Source organism: Allofranklinella schreckenbergeri, from assembly GCF_003703475.1.
Taxonomy (GTDB): domain Bacteria; phylum Pseudomonadota; class Gammaproteobacteria; order Burkholderiales; family Burkholderiaceae_C; genus Lampropedia; species Lampropedia schreckenbergeri.
Window position 1 is genome coordinate 179809 of sequence record NZ_RDQM01000001.1, and the last position, 18090, is coordinate 197898.

Below are 18090 nucleotides of genomic sequence, written 5' to 3' on the forward strand. Positions count from 1 at the left end.
GGCTCCGATGACGGGTCTGTCACTGGCGCGCGTTTCCAATCGCCGACTGGGCCAGTGGATTCGAACACCCTGGTTGCTGCACTGATGCGGGTTCGAATCCCGTCGCGTCCACCAACACCCACAAGAAAAACACCATGAGGCACGCCCATGAAAAGCGCACGTAAACCCAAGCGTACCACAGCGCCAGACTGGACGCCACAGGCCATGGGTCTGGCAGAAGACAAATACCAGGCAGCCTTGCGCTACCTGTTCGACCGACCTGTGCCTGCCCGGCATGGGCAAGAGTGGTACTGGAACTGGGATGGAACGGAGGCCCCGTTCGACGCCACCCCGCTGGAGTGGACGCGCATCCAGACGGTGCTGTTTGCCAACGCGGGGCGCGACTTGGCGCCCTACAGCGACGAGCAAGTCGGCATGGGCCTGCACCATGTCATGAGCAACGATGCGGGCGATATTCCACTGGCCGCCATCGACCCCAGCGTACCGCTGGCCGAAGCCATGCGCATGATGCAGGCCTTCCCCAGGCTCTGGCAGGACTGCATCGGCCCGCGCCTGGCGCATGCGCGCACCGCCATCGGCCATGAGCCAGGGCGGCTGGGCTTTGTCTGCTACATGTGGTTCGACGTCTGGCCCACTTTCTACCTTGCCAGGCAGCGGTTCGAGAACCTGTCCGCGGTCTCGGCGCGAGAGGGCAAGGTATGGCGCGATGCGATGTGGCACGTGCTCTCGGCCATGCTGGACATGCCTTGCCGCGCCGTGCAAATCGCCGCCTTGCATGGACTGGGGCATGAGGGAGAGCATCTGCAACGCGAGCGGGAAATCCATGCGCGCATCGACGGCTTCATTCAATCACTGCGCGGCCAGGACCAGGAACTGGCCGACTACGCCCGCGCCGCCCGGTGTGGGCAAGTGCTGTGAGTACTTGAAGTCGACCAGCCGTCATGACACTGGGCATGCTTCCTCCGCAACAACAAGCCCGGGCCGGCTTTTGCGGGCGGCGAACAGAGCGTGTGCGGCTTTTTCAGGGCGCTTCGCGCGCCAGCACCGCAGCGGCCCGGGTTTGCCAGCCCTTGCCGGAGGCGCGCCAGCGCGCCAGCGCGTCGGGATCGAGCCGCAGCGTGACGGGCGTTTTGTGCACGGCCGCCACGCTGCCGACCGGGCGGCCTGCCTTGCGGCGCGCGGCAATGGCCTCGGGCGTGTGCACGGCGGCGGCCTCGCCGCGCGCGGCCTGGGCCAGCCCGCGCTCCAGCGAAGCCAGCAAGGCGGCGGTGTCGGCGTCCATGCCTTCTTCAATGGCAGGGGAGGTCGGTGTTTTAGACATCGTATTTCTCCGCAAGGGCGCGCAGCAGGTGCGCGGGAATGTTTTCAATGCGGCCCTTGGTATAAGCCGTGATCAGCACCAGCTCGCCACGGGCATTGCGCACGTAGTAGATCACGCGCGCGCCGCCGCGTTTGCCCTGCCCCTTGGCCGCCCAGCGCAGTTTGCGCAGGCCCTTGCTGTGCGGGATCAGATCGCCCGCATCGGGATGGCAGGACAACCAGTCAATCAGCGCCCAACGGTCTTGTTCGCTCCAGATGCTGGCGGCGCTGACCTGGAATTCGGGGCTTTCAATGACGGTGAGCATAAATTGATTGTACATTCAATTAATATGAATCGTGAACCGGCGAAACGGCCCATCCGTTTGACGGTTAAGCCTTCAAGCTGGAAAAACAGCGCCGCGCCCAACGACGCCGCCCATGGCGTGCGCAGGTGCGTTGCTTTATTGAAGAACGAGAAGCCAATCAACAGCCATGAACGCCATGTCTTCCGCCTTGGCAGCTGCCATTGAGCACGCCTACCGTGTTTTCAGCGCCTGCCCGCCGCCTGCCGGGCTGCTGGACGTGTGCACGCGCTGCTGCGTCGATCCGGAGGTGGAACTGCAAATGCGTACCCTGCCGCTGCGGCAACTGGGGCGCGAGCATTTCTTTGACTACAACTTCTCGGCCAAGAGCGAGGTGCAGCCCGCAGCCGAAATCCGGTACCTGCTGCCGCGCATGCTGGAGCTGATCGCCCAAGGGGTGGACATTCACCACTCGATAGAGCTTTACTTGGAACGGCTGGGCCGCTGTCCCAGAGGCAGCCTCAGCCCTACGCAATGGCTGGCCGTGCAAGCCGTGGCACAGGCATTGTTTGCCGATTGCCTGGCCCGCTATCCGTGGGAGCGCGGCGGGCCTTGGAACGGTTGCACGCTGTTTGACGTGCTGCGCATGCTGCACATCGGCGGGCTTGACATCCAGCCCTTGCTGGATCTTTGGCTGCGCACCGCCACGCCCCAAGCCACGCTGCATTACGCCAACGCGGCCTGGTTCGACTACTGGCTGGACGGGGGGCGCGTCAACAACGCTTTTGTTAAGGATCGGCCCGACTACATCACCTGCGTGGACAAATGGATGCGCCATGAAGCGCACCGCCTGATCTTCGCGCAACGATTGCTGGCGCTGGAGACGGCGCGCATCCCGCATTTCGATCAATGGAAATGCGGCTGTCGATTCACCCCCGCACAAGTCATCCAGAACTGCATCGACGCCATGCGCCTGGATGGGCCCGAAAGCGCCCGCCAACAGCGACCGAGCGATGAAAAAAGAAGACCATGAAAAACCAAGAAAACCTGAACCCCGAAGCCATCCGGCAAGAGCGCCTCGCCCGCCGCCTGGCCTCCGCGCAATCGCGCCATGCGCCTGCTGAAGAAAAGCCGCAGCCCGAGATCGTGGAAATCCAGGGCGAACACGGCCAGCACCTGCAAATGCAGCAAGGCAGTGGCGCGCCCGTGAAGATGTGGACGCAAGGCGTGCCCGTGGAAGACGAAGCGCGCAAGCAGCTGCTCAACGTGGCCAGCCTGCCCATCGTGTTCAAGCACGTGGCGGTGATGCCCGATGTGCACTACGGCATTGGGGCAACCATCGGCTCGGTGGTGCCCACGCTCAAAGCCATCATCCCCGCCGCCGTGGGCGTGGACATCGGCTGCGGCATGATGGCCTGCAAGACCACGCTGACGGCCAGCGACCTGCCCGACAACCTCGCCCCTTTGCGCGCGGCCATCGAAAAAGCCGTGCCGCACGGCATGACGCCCAAAAAATACGGCCGCGACAAGGGCGGCTGGGAAACCCCGCCCGAGGAAATCGACGCCGCCTGGGCGCGGCTGGTGGATGAGTTCAACGCCATCTGCGACAAGCACCCGCGCATCCGCAGCACCAACAACTACAAGCACCTGGGCACGCTGGGCGGCGGCAACCACTTCATCGAAATCTGCCTGGACGAGGCGCAAAGCGTGTGGATCATGCTGCACAGCGGCTCGCGCGGCGTGGGCAATGCCATCGGCACCCACTTCATCGAGCTGGCCAAGAAAGACGCCGAGCTGCACCAACGCAACCTGCCCGACGCCAATCTGGCCTACTTCGAGGAAGGCGCGCAGTACTTTGGCGACTACGTGCAGGCCGTGGGCTGGGCGCAAAAGTTTGCCTCCGCCAACCGCGAGGTGATGATGACGCGCGTCATCCACGCGCTGCGCAACGTCATCGCCAAGCCCTTCGACACGCATGTGGAAGCGGTCAACTGCCACCACAACTACGTGCAGAAAGAAACGCACTTCGGGCAAGACGTGTTCGTCACCCGCAAGGGCGCGGTCAACGCCGAAAAGGGGCGGCTGGGCATCATCCCGGGGAGCATGGGCGCCAAAAGCTACATCGTGCGCGGCAAGGGCAACCCCGACAGCTTCAACAGCTGCAGCCACGGCGCAGGCCGCACCATGAGCCGCACCCAGGCCAAAAAGCAATTCACCGTGGCCGACCAGATCGCCGCCACCGAAGGCGTGGAATGCCGCAAGGACGAAGCCGTGATCGACGAAATCCCGATGGCCTACAAAGACATCGACGCCGTGATGGCCGCCCAGCGCGACCTGGTGGATGTGGTGCACACGCTCAAGCAGGTGCTGTGCGTGAAGGGGTAAAGCAGCGCGCCGCTGCCGCTGTTGTTTGGCAGGGCCAACATGCCTGTTTTGGAGCGAGTGGCCACAGAGCTGCAACTGGTTCAGTAACCCGCCTGCAACCCACTTTAAATTCCAATTCAAAGGATAAAAAAATACCTTGCTACGGCAAGGTATTCATTGATTCCATTTTCCTTATTGGAAAACACTAGACCACACGCCTATAAGCCCAGCATCCTGGCAAGCCAGCCCTTCTGCGGCGCCTCAACGGCGGCGGGCGCAACCGCCACTGGCTCGGGCTGTGGGGCGGGCGCCAGCCCTTGCTTGATGAGCGCTTTGCGCTGGTAGGCCAGCACCGCCTCCACATAGCCGTGGTCTTCGTTGCGGATGTGGTTGAACAGCCAGCGCGAGAGCATGCCATGCAGCTCCTCGCTCACATCCTCGCCGCTGTCAAAGCGGCTTTGCATCTCGGCCACCCTGCGCGTGAACAGCTCGTGCACCTTTTTATGCGGGCCGCTGAAGACGTAGCCTGCCTCCTCGATCAGCGCCTCCTCAAAAGCGAAGTGGGAAATGGTGTAGTCCACCATCTCCGCAATCACTTCGCCCAGGCGCTGGCGATCGGGCGTTTGCCGCACCTCGTGCAGCATGTTGATGTATTCGACAATGCGCCGATGCTGGCCGTCGATTTCGGCAATGCCGGTATCCATATCCGGCGTCCATTCAAGAGTACTCATGACAATGCTGTGGTGAAAACAAAAAGCGCGCACACGCACGCATCGGCATGCCACTTTGTGTCGCGGCGCGGATTTTCTTACATTTTTTTGACGTTCTTGCCAATGGCATACCTCGCTGCTCGGAGACTGCCAGCCAGCCATCGTGCAGTTGTGGTATGGGATAGCCCCCATCATGCTCAAGCTCACTTTTCTTGGCACATCCGCAGGCGTGCCCACACGCACGCGCAATGTCTCCGCCCTGGCCGTACATGTCCCCATGACCGGGCCAGGCTGGTACCTGGTCGATTGCGGCGAAGGCACGCAACAGCAATTGCAACGCGCCCATTTATCGCTGCACCATCTGGCCGCCGTGTGCATCACCCACGTGCACGGCGACCATTGCTATGGCCTGCCTGGCCTGCTGGCCAGCGCCGGGCTGGGCCAGCGCCAGCGGCCCTTGCACCTGATTGCCCCGCCGCCCGTGTGGCAGTGGTTGCAGGCCACCCAGCAATGCACGGACTTGCATTTGCCCTATGCCCTGACCTTCACCGACATCGTCACGCTGCGCGAGCAGCCCTTGCATCTGGCCGCCAGCGGGCCAACATCACTGCGCCTGAGCGCCCACCCGCAACGGCACCGCTCGCCCAGCCACGCCTTTCGTTTTGAACTGCAACAGCGCCAGGCCAAGCTCGACGCCGCCGCGCTGCACGCCATCGGCCTGCCCCCAGGCCCCGCGTGGCGCGCGTTGCAAAGCGGGCAGAGCGTGATGCACCAGGGCCGCCCGTTGCACAGCCACGATTTCGTGCACACCCACACGCGCCACCTGGCTGCCGTGCTGGGCGGCGACAACGCCCAGCCCGATGTGCTGCGCAGCGCCTGCCAAGGTGCGCAACTGCTGGTGCATGAGGCCACCTACAGCCAGGCCGCGCTGCAAAAAGCCGGGCCAAACCCCATGCACAGCAGCGCGCACGCGGCTGCCAGCTTCGCCCAGTCGGCCAACCTGCCCAATCTCATCCTCACCCACTTCAGCCCACGTCACCACAGCCAGGCCGAGCAACGCCTGCTCATGCAAGAGGTACGCGCTGCCTACGGTGGCAACGCCTTTTTGGCACAAGACTTTGATCAGTTCACGCTGGATTTCGATGGCGGCCTGCACCGACACACCCTGCCGGCGCAACCGGGCACGCAGCCCACAAGCGCCTGCGCACAACCGCGATAGCGCAACGCCCCATCGGTTTTTGGCAGGGCGGGCACAATGGCGGTTTTTTTCAATTTTTCCCCTCTCATTTCAAGCCTGTCATGAGCCAAAACCACGATACCCCCACACGCCCGGCAGCCTCGCCCATCCCCGCAACCGCGCCAAGCGCATTCCCCGCCGACATCTACACCGAGCCACGCGGGGATGTGGACACACTGGCCAATCTGGGGCCGCTGGCACGCATGGCCGGCGTCTGGCAAGGCACGCGCGGGGTGGATGTCAAGCCCAAAGCGCAGGGGCCGAAAACCCAAGACTATGTTGAGCGCATCGAGCTGCAACCCATCGACGCACAAACCAATGGCCCGCAGTTGTTCTACGGTTTGCGCTACCACACCCACATCACCAAGCCCGATCAAGTCAAGACCTACCACGACCAAACCGGCCATTGGCTGTGGGAACCTGCCACGCACACCGTCATCCACACCTTGAGTATTCCGCGTGGCATGGTGGTGATGGCGGGCGGCATCGTCGCCCCCGATGCCGATGAGTTCGAGCTGGTTGCGCGCCTGGGCGACCCGGTCTTTGGCATCTGCTCCAACCCGTTTCTGGACCACGCCTTCAAAACCGTGGAGTTCCGCATCCAAGTCGGCTTCAACGCCGACGGCTCCTGGTGGTACGACGAAGATACGGTGATGCAAATCCTGGGGCAAAGCGAGCTGTTTCACCACACCGACCGCAACCACCTGACCAAAATCGCCGATGCCACCCCCAACCCCCTGGCGTTGGCGGCACAGCAAGGTGCGCAATAAAACAAATCAAAGGAAATAATCATCCTTTATTAAAATACCGAAACAAGGATGTTTTATTTCCTTTGATATAGAAATACCTGAGCAAAACGCCATGCAGCCCTCCCTGCTGTGCGAACACCGCGTCGATCCTGAGCAACGCCAGCGCATTCTCGAGGCCCTGGCGCAGATTGAGCGCACGCACGACGTGCGCGTACTGTTTGCATGCGAGTCCGGTAGCCGCGCCTGGGGCTTTGCCTCGCCCGACAGCGACTACGACGTGCGCTTTATCTACGTGCACCGCCTGCCCTGGTACGTCAGCGTAATGGCGCAGCGCGATGTGATTGAGCTGCCCATGGACGCTGTGCTGGATGTCAACGGCTGGGATTTGCGCAAAGCCCTGGGCTTGCTGCACCAATCCAACCCCACGCTGCTGGAGTGGTTGCGCTCGCCCATCGTCTATCGGCAGGACGAGGCCGCCATGGCCGATTTGCACGCGCTGGCGCACACGCATTTCTCGCGCGTGCGCGGCTGGTACCACTACGCCAGCATGGCGAAAAAGAACTTCCGCGAATACCTGCAAGGCCCGCAGGTGCGCACCAAGAAATACCTGTACGTGCTGCGCCCGCTGCTGGCCGCGCGCTGGATTGAGCAGCACGCGACAGGCACGCCGCCCATGGTGTTTGCCGAGCTGGCGCGCCAGACGCTGGATGCGCAGCGCGACGCCGCGCTGCTGGAGGCGATCAACGATTTGCTGGCCCTCAAGATGCGCGCTGGCGAAGCGGCTTTAGGCCCGCGCCGCCCGGCGCTGCACGCCTTCATCACCCAAGAGCTGGAGCGCCACGCCGCCCATGCGCTGCAAGCGCCGGCTCCGAGCGGCGACGCTTCGGCTTTGGACGCCTTTCTCTATCGCCATGCTTGCCGCTTTGAAGCCCAGGCGACGACGCATGACAGCCCCTGAATTTTACAAAACAATATAAAAACTATTTGAATACAGAATTGCCTAAATAAGGCAATTTTTTGTATTTTTGATATAGAAAATAACCCGGGAATGCACCTCGCACCCTGGCGGGCACGGTGCGCGATGGCGCCATGAGTCGGCAAGGGCGGCCAAAGTTTGGCTACAGCCACTTCGCGCCAGCCAACGCTACGCCCCCTGCCCTCTTTCAACCAAGTGCAGCGCCAGGCCGTACTTCTCCCACACCAGCGCCTCTTCTTGCAGCAGAAAGTGCGAGCGGGGGTGCTGCTGCGCCCAGGCCGCGTCCACATGCACTTCCAGGCGGTTTTTGCCCAGACGCCAGCCGATGGCGTCCAGCTCGGGCATGCGGCGCGCGTGGCACAGCAGCACGGCCAGGCGCAGGCACAGCAGTTGGCGGGCAAACACGGCATCGGCGGCGATGTCCTGCGCCACTTTTTTCAGCTTGCCGCGGTGGCCCACGATCAGGCTGGCCATGCGCTCGCGCTCGGAGGGCAAAAAGCCGGGGCAGTCGCCAAAGCGCAGGATGTAGGCGCCGTGGTGGTGAAAGCGCTCGTGCGCGATGCTGATGCCGATTTCGTGCAGTTGGCTGACCCAGCGCAGCAGTTGCAAATCGTCCGCCCGGCCCTGGCCGTCGTCCACTGCCAGCCAGATGGCCTCAGCCACTTCGGCCACGCGCTCGCCCTGGGCTTTGTCGTAGCCAAAGCGCTGGATCAGGCTGGCTACGGAGTTGTGGCGGATGTCGCGCTGTTTGGCGTCGTGGTCGTCGCGCTGCACCAAATCGAGCAGCGCGCCCTGGCGCAGCGCGCCGTCGGAGGCTTGCATGGCCTGGATGCCGAACATGCGCATGAGCGCCAGCAGCAGGGAGATGCCCCCGCCTATCACCGGCTTGCGGTCTTCGCGCAGCCCTTCAAATTGCAGGCGATCGACGTGCTGGGCTTCGATCAGCAGGCTTTTCAGGCGCTCCACGCCCGCGAGGGTGAGGCCCGGCTCACCCAGCGATTGCAGCACCTGGTTGACCGCGCCCATGGTGCCCGAAGCGCCATAGACGTGCTGGCGGGGATAGGGGTCAAAGCGCTCCAGGTATTCCTCGATCACCGCGCTGGCGGCCACTTCGGCTTTGGCAAAAGCTTTGGCGCTGAGCTTGCCCTCGGCGAAAAAACGCTGCGACCAGGAGACGCTGCCAAAGGGCAGCGAGACGGCCTCCAGCGAGCGCTGGCCCACGCCAGCGATGACTTCGGTAGAGCGCCCGCCAATGTCGATCACCAGGCGCTGCTCGTGCACGTTGCGCGGCAGCAGATAGGACACGCCCTGGTAGATCAGGCGCGCCTCCTCCTGCCCGGAGATGACTTCGATGGGATGGCCCAGCAATTGCTGGCCGCGGGCGATGAATTCGGCGCGGTTTCTGGCCTCGCGCAAGGTTTGCGTGGCCAGCGCGCTGACTTGCTCGGGCCGAAAGCCGCGCAGCCGCTCGCCAAAGCGGGCCAGGCACTGCCAGCCGCGCTCCATGGCCTCGCGGCTGAGGTAGTTGTCACCATCCAGGCCAGCGCCTTGGCGCACCGTCTCCTTCAAATACTCCACGCGCTGCAAATGGCCGTTGTGCAAGATGCTGATTTCAAGGCGGAAGCTGTTGGAGCCCAAGTCCACCGCCGCCAGGCGTTCGCCGTCTTTCATGGCTTTTCAAGGGGCAAAAGCGGCCGATTCTAGAGCGTGTTATGAACTTTGCGCCCCCCGAGAAAACGCCCAGCCGCGCCCGGGGCGATTTGCCCACATTCGCGGTGCAAAAAGCTGTGGATAAGGGGTTGGTAGCGCTGGGATGGCCCTATGAGCGCAGTTGGCGTGCCGCTTTTTTAGGCAGGGCTTGCGCAAGCGCTGCCTGCCTGGGCCAGCCTTGGGCGCCTTGACCGTTCAGCGCCCTTGCAGCAGGCGCTCTTTGCGCTGGCGCTCGGCCTCGGCTTCGGCCAGGGCGGCGGGCGTCATCAGGCGCGTGGAGGGCAAATCGATTTGAAAGCACGAACCTTCGCCGACGGTGCTCTGGATGCGCAAATCCCCGCCGTGGCGCTGGGCCACGTGTTTGACGATGGCCAACCCCAGGCCGGTGCCGCCGGTTTCGCGCGAGCGGCTGCGATCCACCCGGTAAAACCGCTCGGCCAGGCGCGGCAGGTGCTCGGGCGCGATGCCCGGGCCGGTGTCGCGCACGGCAAAGCTGGCGCTGCCGTCGGGCCGCCAACGCCAGAGCAGCTCGATCACGCCGCCCGCAGGCGTGTAGCGCACGGCGTTGGCCACCAGATTGGCAAATGCGCTGTGCAGCTCTTTTTCCACGCCTGCCAGTTGGCCCATGACGGGCCAGGCCTGCGGCTGGGCGGCATCCAGCGCGCTCAGGTCGTGGCGCTGGCCGCGCTCATCTTCGTAGTACAGGTGCACGGCGTGCACGGGGGCATCGGCCTCGGGCGCAAGCGCGCACGAGAGGGCCTGCGCCTCGTCACGGCAACCGCGCAGCAGCGCGGTCATGTCCACGCATTCGCTCAAATCGGGCAGCGGGCTGCCTTCCAGGCGAGAGAGCATGAGCAAGTCTTCCACCAGCAGTTGCATGCGCCGCGCTTGCTGCTGCATGCGCGCGTAGTACTGCTCGCGCTCGGCCTGCTCCAGCGGCAGGGTTTGCAGGGTTTCAACGTAACCGGCAAAAATCGTCAGCGGGGTGCGGATTTCGTGCGAGACGTTGGCGATGAAGTCGCGCCGCATGGCATCGGCGTGCTGCAAGTGGGTGATGTCGCTGGAGAGCAGCAGGCGCTTGCCGCCTTCGCCATAGGGGAAGATCTGGATCGCCAAGCGCCTGCGGCCCATGTCCGAGAGGCTGACGCTGCGCCCGTCCATCCTGAGCACTTCGCGAAAGTCGCCCACCGCGCAGTAGCTGGCCAATTCGGGGTCGCGCACCAGCGTCAGCAGGTTTTGGCCTTCATCCCTGGGGTTGAGGCCAAAGTGCTCGCAACTCATGCGGTTGAGCCATGCGATGTGCCAATCGGCTTCGAGCAGCACCACGCCGTTGGGCGAGGCTTGCACTGCCATGCGCAGCTCATCAAGGCTGGAGCTCAGGCGCTCCAGGCGCACTTGCTGCTTGCGCTGTTGCTTGCGCCAAAAGTATTGCAAATCGGCCCACAGGCCCACGAAGCGGCGCGGCGCGGCGCCCTCCTCCCTGGCCCAGCGGTGAAAGTGCATGCCCTGCCACAGCCAGCCCAGCCACCACAGCCACGCCGCCGCCAGCGCCGCCGCCAGAAGGTGCAGCCAGGAGGGCGACCACCACAGCGTCGCCAGCACGGCAACGATTTGCAGGATTACGAAGTTCATCCACATCATGGGCACATCCTAATCGCGCCAGGCCCGGCCCCGGGGCGCGCCAGGGCGTGCAGCGCGCCAAATGGGCGCACATAGCCTGCCAACGCCACAGCCCGCCAGGGCTCTTATTTTACAAATCAAAGGAATAATAATCACCCTGTTTTGGCAACATGGCAATCAAGTTGAATTCACTTTGTTTTGCAATCATTACAACTCCAGGCCACCCTGCTGGGCCGGGGGCGTTTTGCGGCGCACGGCGCGGGGTTTGGGCACCTGTAGCGCCACTTGCCCTTGCGCCAGGCGCGCTTGCACCGTCTGCCCGGGCTGCAAGGCGGCCGCATCGCGCACCACCTGGCCTGTGGTTGTGGTCAGGATGGCATAGCCTCGCTCGAGTACCTGCTGCGGGTCGAGCATGCGCAGGCGCAGGGCGGCTTGCTCCAGCGCCCGGGCCTCTTGCAGCACGCGCTGCTGCGCGCCCGCCTGCCAGCGCTGGGCCAGCGCCTGCAAGGCCTGGCTGTGCTGTTGCCCCTGGCGTTGCACCTGCCATTGCAGGCGCTGGGCGGCGCTGGCCAGCGCGCTTTGGTGGCGCAGCAATGCCAGCGAGGGGCGCGCCAGGGTGCGGGCGGCTTGCTGCAAGCGCTGGCTGTGGCGCTGCAAAGGCTCGTCCACCGCCTGCGCCAGCCGGTCGTGCGCCTGCTGGCAGGCTGCCAGGGCCTGGGCCTGTGGGATGGCCGCCAGCTCGGCGGCGGCTGTGGGCGTGGGCGCGCGCACATCGGCGCACCAGTCGGCGATGGTGACATCGCTCTCATGCCCCACGCCGGCGATCACGGGCACCGGGCTTTGCACGATCAGCCGCGCCAGCGCGGGGTCATTGAAGGCCCACAAATCTTCCATTGAGCCGCCGCCGCGCACCAGCAAGATGGTGTCCACCTCCACCACGCCGCCGTCTTGCCGGGGCCAGCGCCGCTGCGCGTACAAGGTGCGCAGCGCCTGGCACAGCGATTGCGGCGCCCCCGCGCCCTGCACCAGCGCGGGGGCCAGCAGCACGGGCACGTGGGGGGCGCGGCGGCGCAAGGCGCTGATGACGTCGCGCAGCGCCGCCGCGTTGGGCGAGGTGACCACGGCCACGCCGCGCGGCACGGCGACCGGGGTACGCTTGCGGGCGGTGTCGAACAAGCCCTCTTGCTGCAAGGCGTCTTTCAGGCGCAAAAACTGCTCGTACAACTGCCCCAGCCCGGCGCGGCGCATGTGCTCGACCACCAACTGCAAATCGCCGCGCGCGCCATACACGCCCACCCGGCCCTGCACGACGACGCGCTCGCCCTCGCGCGGAGTAAAGCCCAGCAGGCTGGCCGCGCGCCGGAACATGGCGCAGCGCAACTGGCCTTGCGCATCTTTGAGGGTGAAGTACCAGTGGCCGCTGCCCGCTTGCGTCAGGGAGCTGATTTCGCCCTCCACCGCCACGGCGCCAAAGCGCGCCTGCAAGGCATCGCCAATGGCCAGGCACAGCGCGCCCACGGGCCAGATGTGGGGCGCGCCTCGCGCGGCGGTGGCGGCGGTGGCACCCTCGCCCGGGCCCCAAGGGTTATGCATCATCTTGGGTTTCGTCCTTGTTCAAGCTTGGTGCGGCCGCCCGCCCTTCGGGCAAGTCACCGGGCAGATCTCCAGGCAAGTGGGCGCGCGGGTGGGCGGCGTCGTAGATTTTGGCCAGATGTTGAAAGTCCAAACGGGTATAGACCTGGGTGGTGCCGATGTTGGCGTGGCCCAGCAGCTCCTGCACGCCGCGCAAGTCGCCGCTCGATTGCAGCACGTGGCTGGCAAACGAGTGGCGCAGCATGTGCGGGTGCACGGGCGCGCTCAGGCCCGCCCGCTGGCTGCGCTGGCGCAGGCGCTTCCAGGCGTTTTGCGCGCTCAGGCGCTGGCCGCGGCGGCCGATGAACAGGGCTGGCTCGTCCGCACTGCCAGGGGCCAGCAGCAGCGCCCGCGCCGCGCGCCAGGCCTGCAACGCCTGCATGGCCGCGCGACCAATGGGCACGCTGCGGCGCTTGCTGCCTTTGCCGATGACGTGGGCTTGCGCATCGTGCCAATCCACCCAGCCGCGCCCCTGCTGCTCAGCCGCTGCGCTGGCTTGCACATCCAAGCCCAGCAGCTCGCCAATGCGCAAGCCGCTGCTGTAGAGCAGCTCGGTCAGCGCCGCATCGCGCAGCTCCAGCGCCTGTTCCTCTGCGCTGGCTGCCGCGCTTGCATCGCCGCCCGCACTTGTTCCTGCACCTGTAGCCGCAGGGCTGCGCCAGGCGGCCAGTTGCACCGCCTCATCCACCCCCAGCGCCTTGGGCAAAGGCCGCGGGGCTTTGGGCGCGCGCACATCTTGCACCGGGTTGGCTTGCAACCAGCCCTGCCGCACCGCCCAACGGTAAAACCCGCGCCAGCCGCTCAAGATGAGCGCAATGCCGCGCGCACTGCGCCCCTGGCTGTGCATGGCCGCCACCTGCTGGCGGATGTGAAAGGGCTGCAAGTGCAAAACATCCACCCCGACGGCATTGGCTGCCTGCTGCAAGCGCAGCAAATCGCCGTGGTAGAGCGTGACGGTGCGCGCGGCCAGGCGTTTGTCCACACGCACATAGTCCAGGTATTGCCGAAGCTGCGGCGCCAGCGGCGGGGGGGACGGGGGCGGTTGGTCGTGGCGCTGGGGCGCCCGGGAGAGGCGGTTTTTCATGGTCGGGCATCTTGCCATTGATGCTGGCCCTGAAACGCTCAACGGTGATGTCGGCAGTGCGGCCCCTTTCGCACCCGCACCAGGATGTCGGCCTTGGCAGGCACGGCAAAAACAGCCCGCTTATGCCCAATACCTTTGCGCTAGCATCGCGCCCCTATGTTGTTCACCTCACCCCCTCCCCTCTCCCGCCGAGCCCTGCTGGTTGCGGGCGCAGCCTGGCCTTTCATCCCCGCCACCGCGCAACACGCGCCAGGCCCCAACGCGCAGGGCGCACAGCCGCAGCGCCTGAGCCTGCACGAACTCACCCACGATGCGCTGCTGCCCACGCTGGGCAACCCACAAGGGGACGCCACCATCGTCAAGTTCTCCGACTTTCAATGCGCTTACTGCAAGCGCAGCTACGCCAGCCTCCAGACGCTGCTGGAGCAGGACGCCAAGCTGCGCGTGGTGATACGCGATTTGTTTGTGTATGGCGAAAGCTCCCGCCATGCCGCCCGCATGGCGCTGGCCAGCGCCCAGCAAGGCCGCTATGCCCAGGTGGTCAAGGCGTTGTTCTCGCATTCGGGCCGTTTGAATGAGGAGCGTGTCGAGGCTTTACTCACCGCGCAGGGCGTGAACGTGCCCGCCGCCAACCAGTGGGTGGCCAGCCAGCGCGACCGGCTGGATGCCTTGTTTGATCGCAATGTGGAGCTGGCGCGCACGCTGGGCTTCAGGGGCACGCCCAGCTATGTGATTGGCCGCGTGACGGTGCCCGGTGGCATCCCGCAAGACAAAATGCGCGAGCTGGTGGCGCAGGCGCGCACAGAGCTGGCGGCGCGATAAAACACGCCCTTGCCCCTGCCTGCGCTCCAAGGGCACGGGATTGTTGAGCAGCCCGCCCGGACTGCACCGAACAAGCGCGGGTTTTGCTCCACAATCGCGCCCTTTTTCTGTAGAAAACTGTCAACCTGGGCCGCCCCAGGCCCACAAAGGCGGGCATCGCATTAGGATGCCCGCCTTGTTCGCTTCATCTTCCCCAAAAGAGACCAGCCGTGAATAGCGAGAGCCGCGAAAGCCAGACCTTCAACCAGCGTTTTGACCAGTACGGGCAGTGGCGTGCCTCATTCGGGCAGGAGCTGGCAGGCTTTGCCGGCTGGCTGGAAACCCAGGGCCTGCTCAACAGCGCCACCCAGGAGCGCCTGAGCCGCCTGCAAGAGCAAGCGGCGGCAGACAAAATCACCGTCGCCTTCGTGGCCGAATACTCGCGCGGCAAGTCGGAGATGATCAACGCGCTGTTTTTTGCCAGCTACGGTCGGCGCATCATGCCCGCCAGCGCCGGGCGCACGACGATGTGCCCCGTGGAGCTGACCTGGGACGCCTCCTATCCCCCCGGCGTGCGCCTGCTGCCCATCGAAACGCGCAAGCTCAGCGCCAGCCTGGCCGACTGGAAACTCAAGCCCAGCGCCTGGGACAACGTGGCGCTGGATGCGCGCTCGGCCGACAGCGTGGCCGACGCCTTGCAGCGCGTCACCGAAGTCATCGAAGTCAACCAGGACGAAGCCCGCCGCCTGGGGTTCTGGAACGATGAGGACGCATCGGACAACCCGCCCGTCAACGCCGCAGGCGCCGTCGAAGTGCCCAAATGGCGCCACGCTGTCATCAACTTCCCCCATCCGCTGCTCAAGCGCGGCATGGTGATTTTGGACACCCCCGGCCTGAACGCCATCGGCGCCGAGCCGGAGCTGACCGTCAACCTGCTGCCCCAGGCGCAAGCGGTCATCTTCATCCTGGGCACGGACACGGGCGTGACCCGCTCGGATCAGCAAATCTGGCAAGAGCACCTCTCGCGCCATGTGGACTCGCTGGGCCTGCGCCTGATCGTGCTCAACAAAATCGACATGCTGTGGGACGGCCTGACCTCGCCCCAGGAGCAGGCCGAGCAAATCAAGCGCCAGCGCCGCAGCGTGGCGCAAACGCTGGGCGTGCCGCCCAACCACGTCATCGCCGTCTCGGCGCAAAAAGCGCTGCTGGCCAAGATCAACAAAGACGAGCAACTGCTGCGCGCCAGCTCCATCCGCCAGCTTGAATCCATCCTGGTGGACACCCTGCTTGGCCAGCGCCACGTCATCCTCTACCGCGCGCTGCTGCGCGGGCTGAGCGACATCCGCAACGAAGCCAAGCAACTGCTGGGCTTTCGCCTGCGCGATTTGACCGAGCGCATCCAGGAGCTGGGCAGCCTGCAAGGCAAGAACAACAGCGCGCGGCGCAGCATCCGCATGCGCATCGCGCGCGAGCGCAAAGAGTTCGACAACAGCGTCAGCAAAATCCTCAGCCTGCGCGCCGCGCAAAACAAACTGCTCAACGACGCCTTCCACCAACTGGGCGCCAAAACCATCAAAAACGAACTCAACCAGCTTGGCGAAGCCCTGCAAGGCAAGATCCTCACACTGGGCTTTCAAAAGCGCTTTCTGGAGACGTTTGCCAACCTCAAGGAAGTGATCGAGAGCTGCCAGGCCATTGCCGACCAGATGCAGCGCATGCTGGCCGACTCCTACGACAGCCTCAATACCGAATTCGGCTTTGCGCTGCAACCGCCCACGGAAGTGGATTTGCGCCAGTTCATGCTGGACCTGGACAAAATCGCCGACGGCAACAAGCACCACTTCAGCGTCACCAACGCGCTGAAGTTTTCCTCCAGCGAATTCAGCGCACGGCTGGTTTCGGCCATCTCCATGCGGCTGCGCTCGGTGTTTGAAGCCGCCTCCAGCGAGCTGGAGCTGTGGAGCAAGACCGCCACCGCGCCGCTGGATGTGCAGCTCAAAGAGCGACGCCACAACTTCATCAACCGCAGCGAAACCATTGAGCGCATCGAAAAGGCCGACCTCGATTTGACCGAGCGCCTCAAGGAATTGCACGAAGAAGCAGGCGGACTCAAACACATCGCCGACCAATTGCAGCAGCGCTGCGAGCAGCTCGAACTCTCGCTGCACACCATCACCCGCACGCTCAACATCGAAACCGGCGCCAGCGCAGCGCAGCCCGCCCCAGCACAGCCGCGGCCACCAGCAGAGGCATAGCGCACGATATCCAAATTTACAAATCAAAAAGACACAAAATCACCCAATTTCGGCAACGCGGCATTAAAATCAAATTTCCAATGAAATGGAATTGATGCACCCGATGCCGCGCCACGCCCCTTGCCCATGCCCCCCGCGCCCCTGCCCTCTTTTGCCACCCGCCTGATCGACTGGCAACGCACGCACGGCCGCCACGGCCTGCCCTGGCAAGGCACACGCGATCCCTATCGCGTCTGGCTCTCGGAGATCATGCTCCAGCAAACCCAGGTGCAAACCGTGCTGGCGTACTTCCCGCGCTTTATCCAGCGCTTTGCCGATGTGCAAGCGCTGGCCGCCGCCAGCGCCGATGAAGTCATGCAACTGTGGAGCGGCCTGGGCTACTACAGCCGCGCGCGCAACCTGCACCGCGCCGCCGGGCAAGTCGTGGCGCAGTTTGGCGGGCAATTTCCCACCCAAGTCCAGGCCCTGCAAAGCCTGCCAGGCATTGGCCGCTCCACCGCCCACGCCATCGCCGCCTTTTGCGCGGGCGAGCGCGTCTCCATCTTCGATGCCAACGTCCAGCGCGTCGTCGCCCGCTACCTCGCCTTTGAGGGCGACCTGGCGCAAGCAGCCCATGTGCGCCAGCTCTGGGCCTTGGCCGATGGCCTGCTGCCCGCGCCCGATACCGATTTGCGCCAGGCCATGCCCGCCTACACCCAGGGCCTGATGGATCTGGGCGCCACCACATGCACACCCCGCCGCCCGCAGTGCCCGCGCTGCCCCGTGGCGCAAGACTGCCGCGCGCTGCGCACCGAGCGCGTGCTGAGCTACCCCGTCAAAACCCGCAAACTCAAACGCAGCAGCGAGACCTGGTACTGGCTGGTGCTGGCCGACGGCCCATTGCACGCGCCCGGCACGCATGTGCTGCTGGAAAAGCGCCCCGAGCGCGGCATTTGGGCGGGGCTGCATTGCTTTGCCGTGCTGCCCAGCCAAGAGGCGCTGCTGGCCCGCCTGACCCATTACACCGAAGCCGCTGCCCTGGCCGGTTGGCCTGGTTGTGCCGGTGGCGCCGATCAGGCGGCGCGCCCGGCCCCTGCGGTGCAATGGCACAGCGGCTTTCGGCATGTGCTCACGCACAAGGATTTGCTGCTCATCCCCGCCCTGGCCCGCCTGCCGCACGCTGGCGCACAGCCCCGCCCCGCGCTCTGCGTCGGGCCGCAAGAGAATGGCGCGCCGCTGCGCTGGGTGGCCGTGGGCAACATCCTCAGCGGCGCTGTGGCCACGCCCGCGCCTTTGCTGGCCTGGCTGAAGGCGCAGCAGAGCTGCACCAGCAGCAGAATTACCAATCAAATTTGAATAAAAAAACCGGGAA

The 18090-nt window shown here is 64.8% G+C and carries 16 protein-coding genes; 9 read left to right on the forward strand and 7 right to left on the reverse strand.

From position 1 onward, the window contains the following. Nucleotides 1-147: 147 nt before the first annotated feature. On the forward strand, nucleotides 148-918 hold the full coding sequence (locus tag EBQ26_RS00755; RefSeq protein WP_122237116.1) for a hypothetical protein: 771 nt from the start codon (nucleotides 148-150) through the stop codon (nucleotides 916-918). Between the two features lie 103 nt (nucleotides 919-1021). On the opposite strand, the gene EBQ26_RS00760 is transcribed toward EBQ26_RS00755, so the two are convergent. Continuing rightward, complete coding sequence (locus EBQ26_RS00760; RefSeq protein ID WP_238944039.1) at nucleotides 1022-1321, reverse strand: BrnA antitoxin family protein; 300 nt, start codon at nucleotides 1319-1321, stop codon at nucleotides 1022-1024. Then, complete coding sequence (locus tag EBQ26_RS00765; RefSeq protein WP_238944040.1) at nucleotides 1314-1640, reverse strand: type VI secretion system membrane subunit TssM; 327 nt, start codon at nucleotides 1638-1640, stop codon at nucleotides 1314-1316. The genes EBQ26_RS00760 and EBQ26_RS00765 overlap by 8 nt, the downstream gene beginning before the upstream one ends. 151 nt (nucleotides 1641-1791) lie before the next feature. Here EBQ26_RS00765 and EBQ26_RS00770 point away from each other — a divergent pair, with 151 nt between their 5' ends. Next, a complete protein-coding gene (locus tag EBQ26_RS00770; protein WP_122237118.1) occupies nucleotides 1792-2634 on the forward strand; it encodes a hypothetical protein in 843 nt (280 codons plus the stop codon). 149 nt (nucleotides 2635-2783) lie between these two features. Further along, a complete protein-coding gene (locus tag EBQ26_RS00775) occupies nucleotides 2784-3986 on the forward strand; it encodes an RtcB family protein (protein WP_122237276.1) in 1203 nt (400 codons plus the stop codon). Nucleotides 3987-4183: 197 nt separating this feature from the next. Here EBQ26_RS00775 and EBQ26_RS00780 read toward each other — a convergent pair whose 3' ends face one another. Beyond that, entirely contained in the window at nucleotides 4184-4696 is a 513-nt protein-coding gene (locus EBQ26_RS00780) for a bacteriohemerythrin (protein WP_122237119.1), read from the reverse strand. Nucleotides 4697-4868: 172 nt separating this feature from the next. On the opposite strand from EBQ26_RS00780, the gene EBQ26_RS00785 reads away from it, so the two are divergent. From EBQ26_RS00785 to EBQ26_RS00795, 3 genes are all read left to right on the forward strand, one after another. Further along, nucleotides 4869-5894, forward strand: coding sequence for a ribonuclease Z (locus tag EBQ26_RS00785; protein ID WP_122237120.1), 1026 nt, complete (start codon nucleotides 4869-4871; stop codon nucleotides 5892-5894). An 80-nt stretch (nucleotides 5895-5974) separates the two neighbouring features. Beyond that, nucleotides 5975-6682, forward strand: coding sequence for an FABP family protein (locus EBQ26_RS00790; RefSeq protein ID WP_122237121.1), 708 nt, complete (start codon nucleotides 5975-5977; stop codon nucleotides 6680-6682). Nucleotides 6683-6773: 91 nt separating this feature from the next. Beyond that, nucleotides 6774-7619 (forward strand): nucleotidyltransferase domain-containing protein, encoded by an 846-nt coding sequence (locus EBQ26_RS00795; protein ID WP_122237122.1) that lies wholly within the window; start codon nucleotides 6774-6776, stop codon nucleotides 7617-7619. Between the two features lie 186 nt (nucleotides 7620-7805). Here the strand turns inward: EBQ26_RS00795 and EBQ26_RS00800 are convergent, their stop codons facing one another. The 4 genes from EBQ26_RS00800 to EBQ26_RS00820 form a co-directional block, all read right to left on the reverse strand. Beyond that, nucleotides 7806-9308 (reverse strand): Ppx/GppA phosphatase family protein, encoded by a 1503-nt coding sequence (locus EBQ26_RS00800; protein WP_122237123.1) that lies wholly within the window; start codon nucleotides 9306-9308, stop codon nucleotides 7806-7808. A 234-nt stretch (nucleotides 9309-9542) separates the two neighbouring features. Further along, complete coding sequence (locus EBQ26_RS00810; protein WP_122237125.1) at nucleotides 9543-10988, reverse strand: ATP-binding protein; 1446 nt, start codon at nucleotides 10986-10988, stop codon at nucleotides 9543-9545. 186 nt (nucleotides 10989-11174) lie between these two features. Continuing rightward, nucleotides 11175-12560, reverse strand: coding sequence for an exodeoxyribonuclease VII large subunit (gene xseA / locus EBQ26_RS00815; protein WP_122237126.1), 1386 nt, complete (start codon nucleotides 12558-12560; stop codon nucleotides 11175-11177). Then, a complete protein-coding gene (locus EBQ26_RS00820) occupies nucleotides 12553-13683 on the reverse strand; it encodes a tyrosine recombinase XerC (RefSeq protein WP_122237127.1) in 1131 nt (376 codons plus the stop codon). The genes xseA and EBQ26_RS00820 overlap by 8 nt, the downstream gene beginning before the upstream one ends. Nucleotides 13684-13839: 156 nt before the next feature. Here EBQ26_RS00820 and EBQ26_RS00825 point away from each other — a divergent pair, with 156 nt between their 5' ends. From EBQ26_RS00825 to mutY, 3 genes are all read left to right on the forward strand, one after another. Then, a complete protein-coding gene (locus EBQ26_RS00825) occupies nucleotides 13840-14505 on the forward strand; it encodes a DsbA family protein (protein ID WP_122237128.1) in 666 nt (221 codons plus the stop codon). A 209-nt stretch (nucleotides 14506-14714) separates the two neighbouring features. Further along, nucleotides 14715-16739, forward strand: a complete 2025-nt coding sequence (locus EBQ26_RS00830) for a dynamin family protein (RefSeq protein WP_122237129.1) — start codon at nucleotides 14715-14717, stop codon at nucleotides 16737-16739. A 126-nt stretch (nucleotides 16740-16865) separates the two neighbouring features. Continuing rightward, a complete protein-coding gene (gene mutY, locus EBQ26_RS00835; RefSeq protein WP_122237130.1) occupies nucleotides 16866-18074 on the forward strand; it encodes an A/G-specific adenine glycosylase in 1209 nt (402 codons plus the stop codon). The last annotated feature ends 16 nt before the right edge of the window (nucleotides 18075-18090 follow it).

Bases quoted from the DNA above. Each gene is read 5' to 3' on its own strand.
- EBQ26_RS00785 (WP_122237120.1), top strand. From the start codon at position 4,869: ATGCTCAAGCTCACTTTTCTTGGCACATCCGCAGGCGTGCCCACACGC.
- EBQ26_RS00770 (WP_122237118.1), top strand. From the start codon at position 1,792: ATGAACGCCATGTCTTCCGCCTTGGCAGCTGCCATTGAGCACGCCTAC.
- EBQ26_RS00765 (WP_238944040.1), bottom strand. From the start codon at position 1,640: ATGTACAATCAATTTATGCTCACCGTCATTGAAAGCCCCGAATTCCAG.
- EBQ26_RS00790 (WP_122237121.1), top strand. From the start codon at position 5,975: ATGAGCCAAAACCACGATACCCCCACACGCCCGGCAGCCTCGCCCATC.
- xseA (WP_122237126.1), bottom strand. From the start codon at position 12,560: ATGCATAACCCTTGGGGCCCGGGCGAGGGTGCCACCGCCGCCACCGCC.
- mutY (WP_122237130.1), top strand. From the start codon at position 16,866: ATGCCCCCCGCGCCCCTGCCCTCTTTTGCCACCCGCCTGATCGACTGG.
- EBQ26_RS00825 (WP_122237128.1), top strand. From the start codon at position 13,840: ATGTTGTTCACCTCACCCCCTCCCCTCTCCCGCCGAGCCCTGCTGGTT.
- EBQ26_RS00795 (WP_122237122.1), top strand. From the start codon at position 6,774: ATGCAGCCCTCCCTGCTGTGCGAACACCGCGTCGATCCTGAGCAACGC.
- EBQ26_RS00755 (WP_122237116.1), top strand. From the start codon at position 148: ATGAAAAGCGCACGTAAACCCAAGCGTACCACAGCGCCAGACTGGACG.
- EBQ26_RS00820 (WP_122237127.1), bottom strand. From the start codon at position 13,683: ATGAAAAACCGCCTCTCCCGGGCGCCCCAGCGCCACGACCAACCGCCC.
- EBQ26_RS00810 (WP_122237125.1), bottom strand. From the start codon at position 10,988: ATGATGTGGATGAACTTCGTAATCCTGCAAATCGTTGCCGTGCTGGCG.
- EBQ26_RS00760 (WP_238944039.1), bottom strand. From the start codon at position 1,321: ATGTCTAAAACACCGACCTCCCCTGCCATTGAAGAAGGCATGGACGCC.
- EBQ26_RS00800 (WP_122237123.1), bottom strand. From the start codon at position 9,308: ATGAAAGACGGCGAACGCCTGGCGGCGGTGGACTTGGGCTCCAACAGC.
- EBQ26_RS00775 (WP_122237276.1), top strand. From the start codon at position 2,784: ATGCAGCAAGGCAGTGGCGCGCCCGTGAAGATGTGGACGCAAGGCGTG.
- EBQ26_RS00780 (WP_122237119.1), bottom strand. From the start codon at position 4,696: ATGAGTACTCTTGAATGGACGCCGGATATGGATACCGGCATTGCCGAA.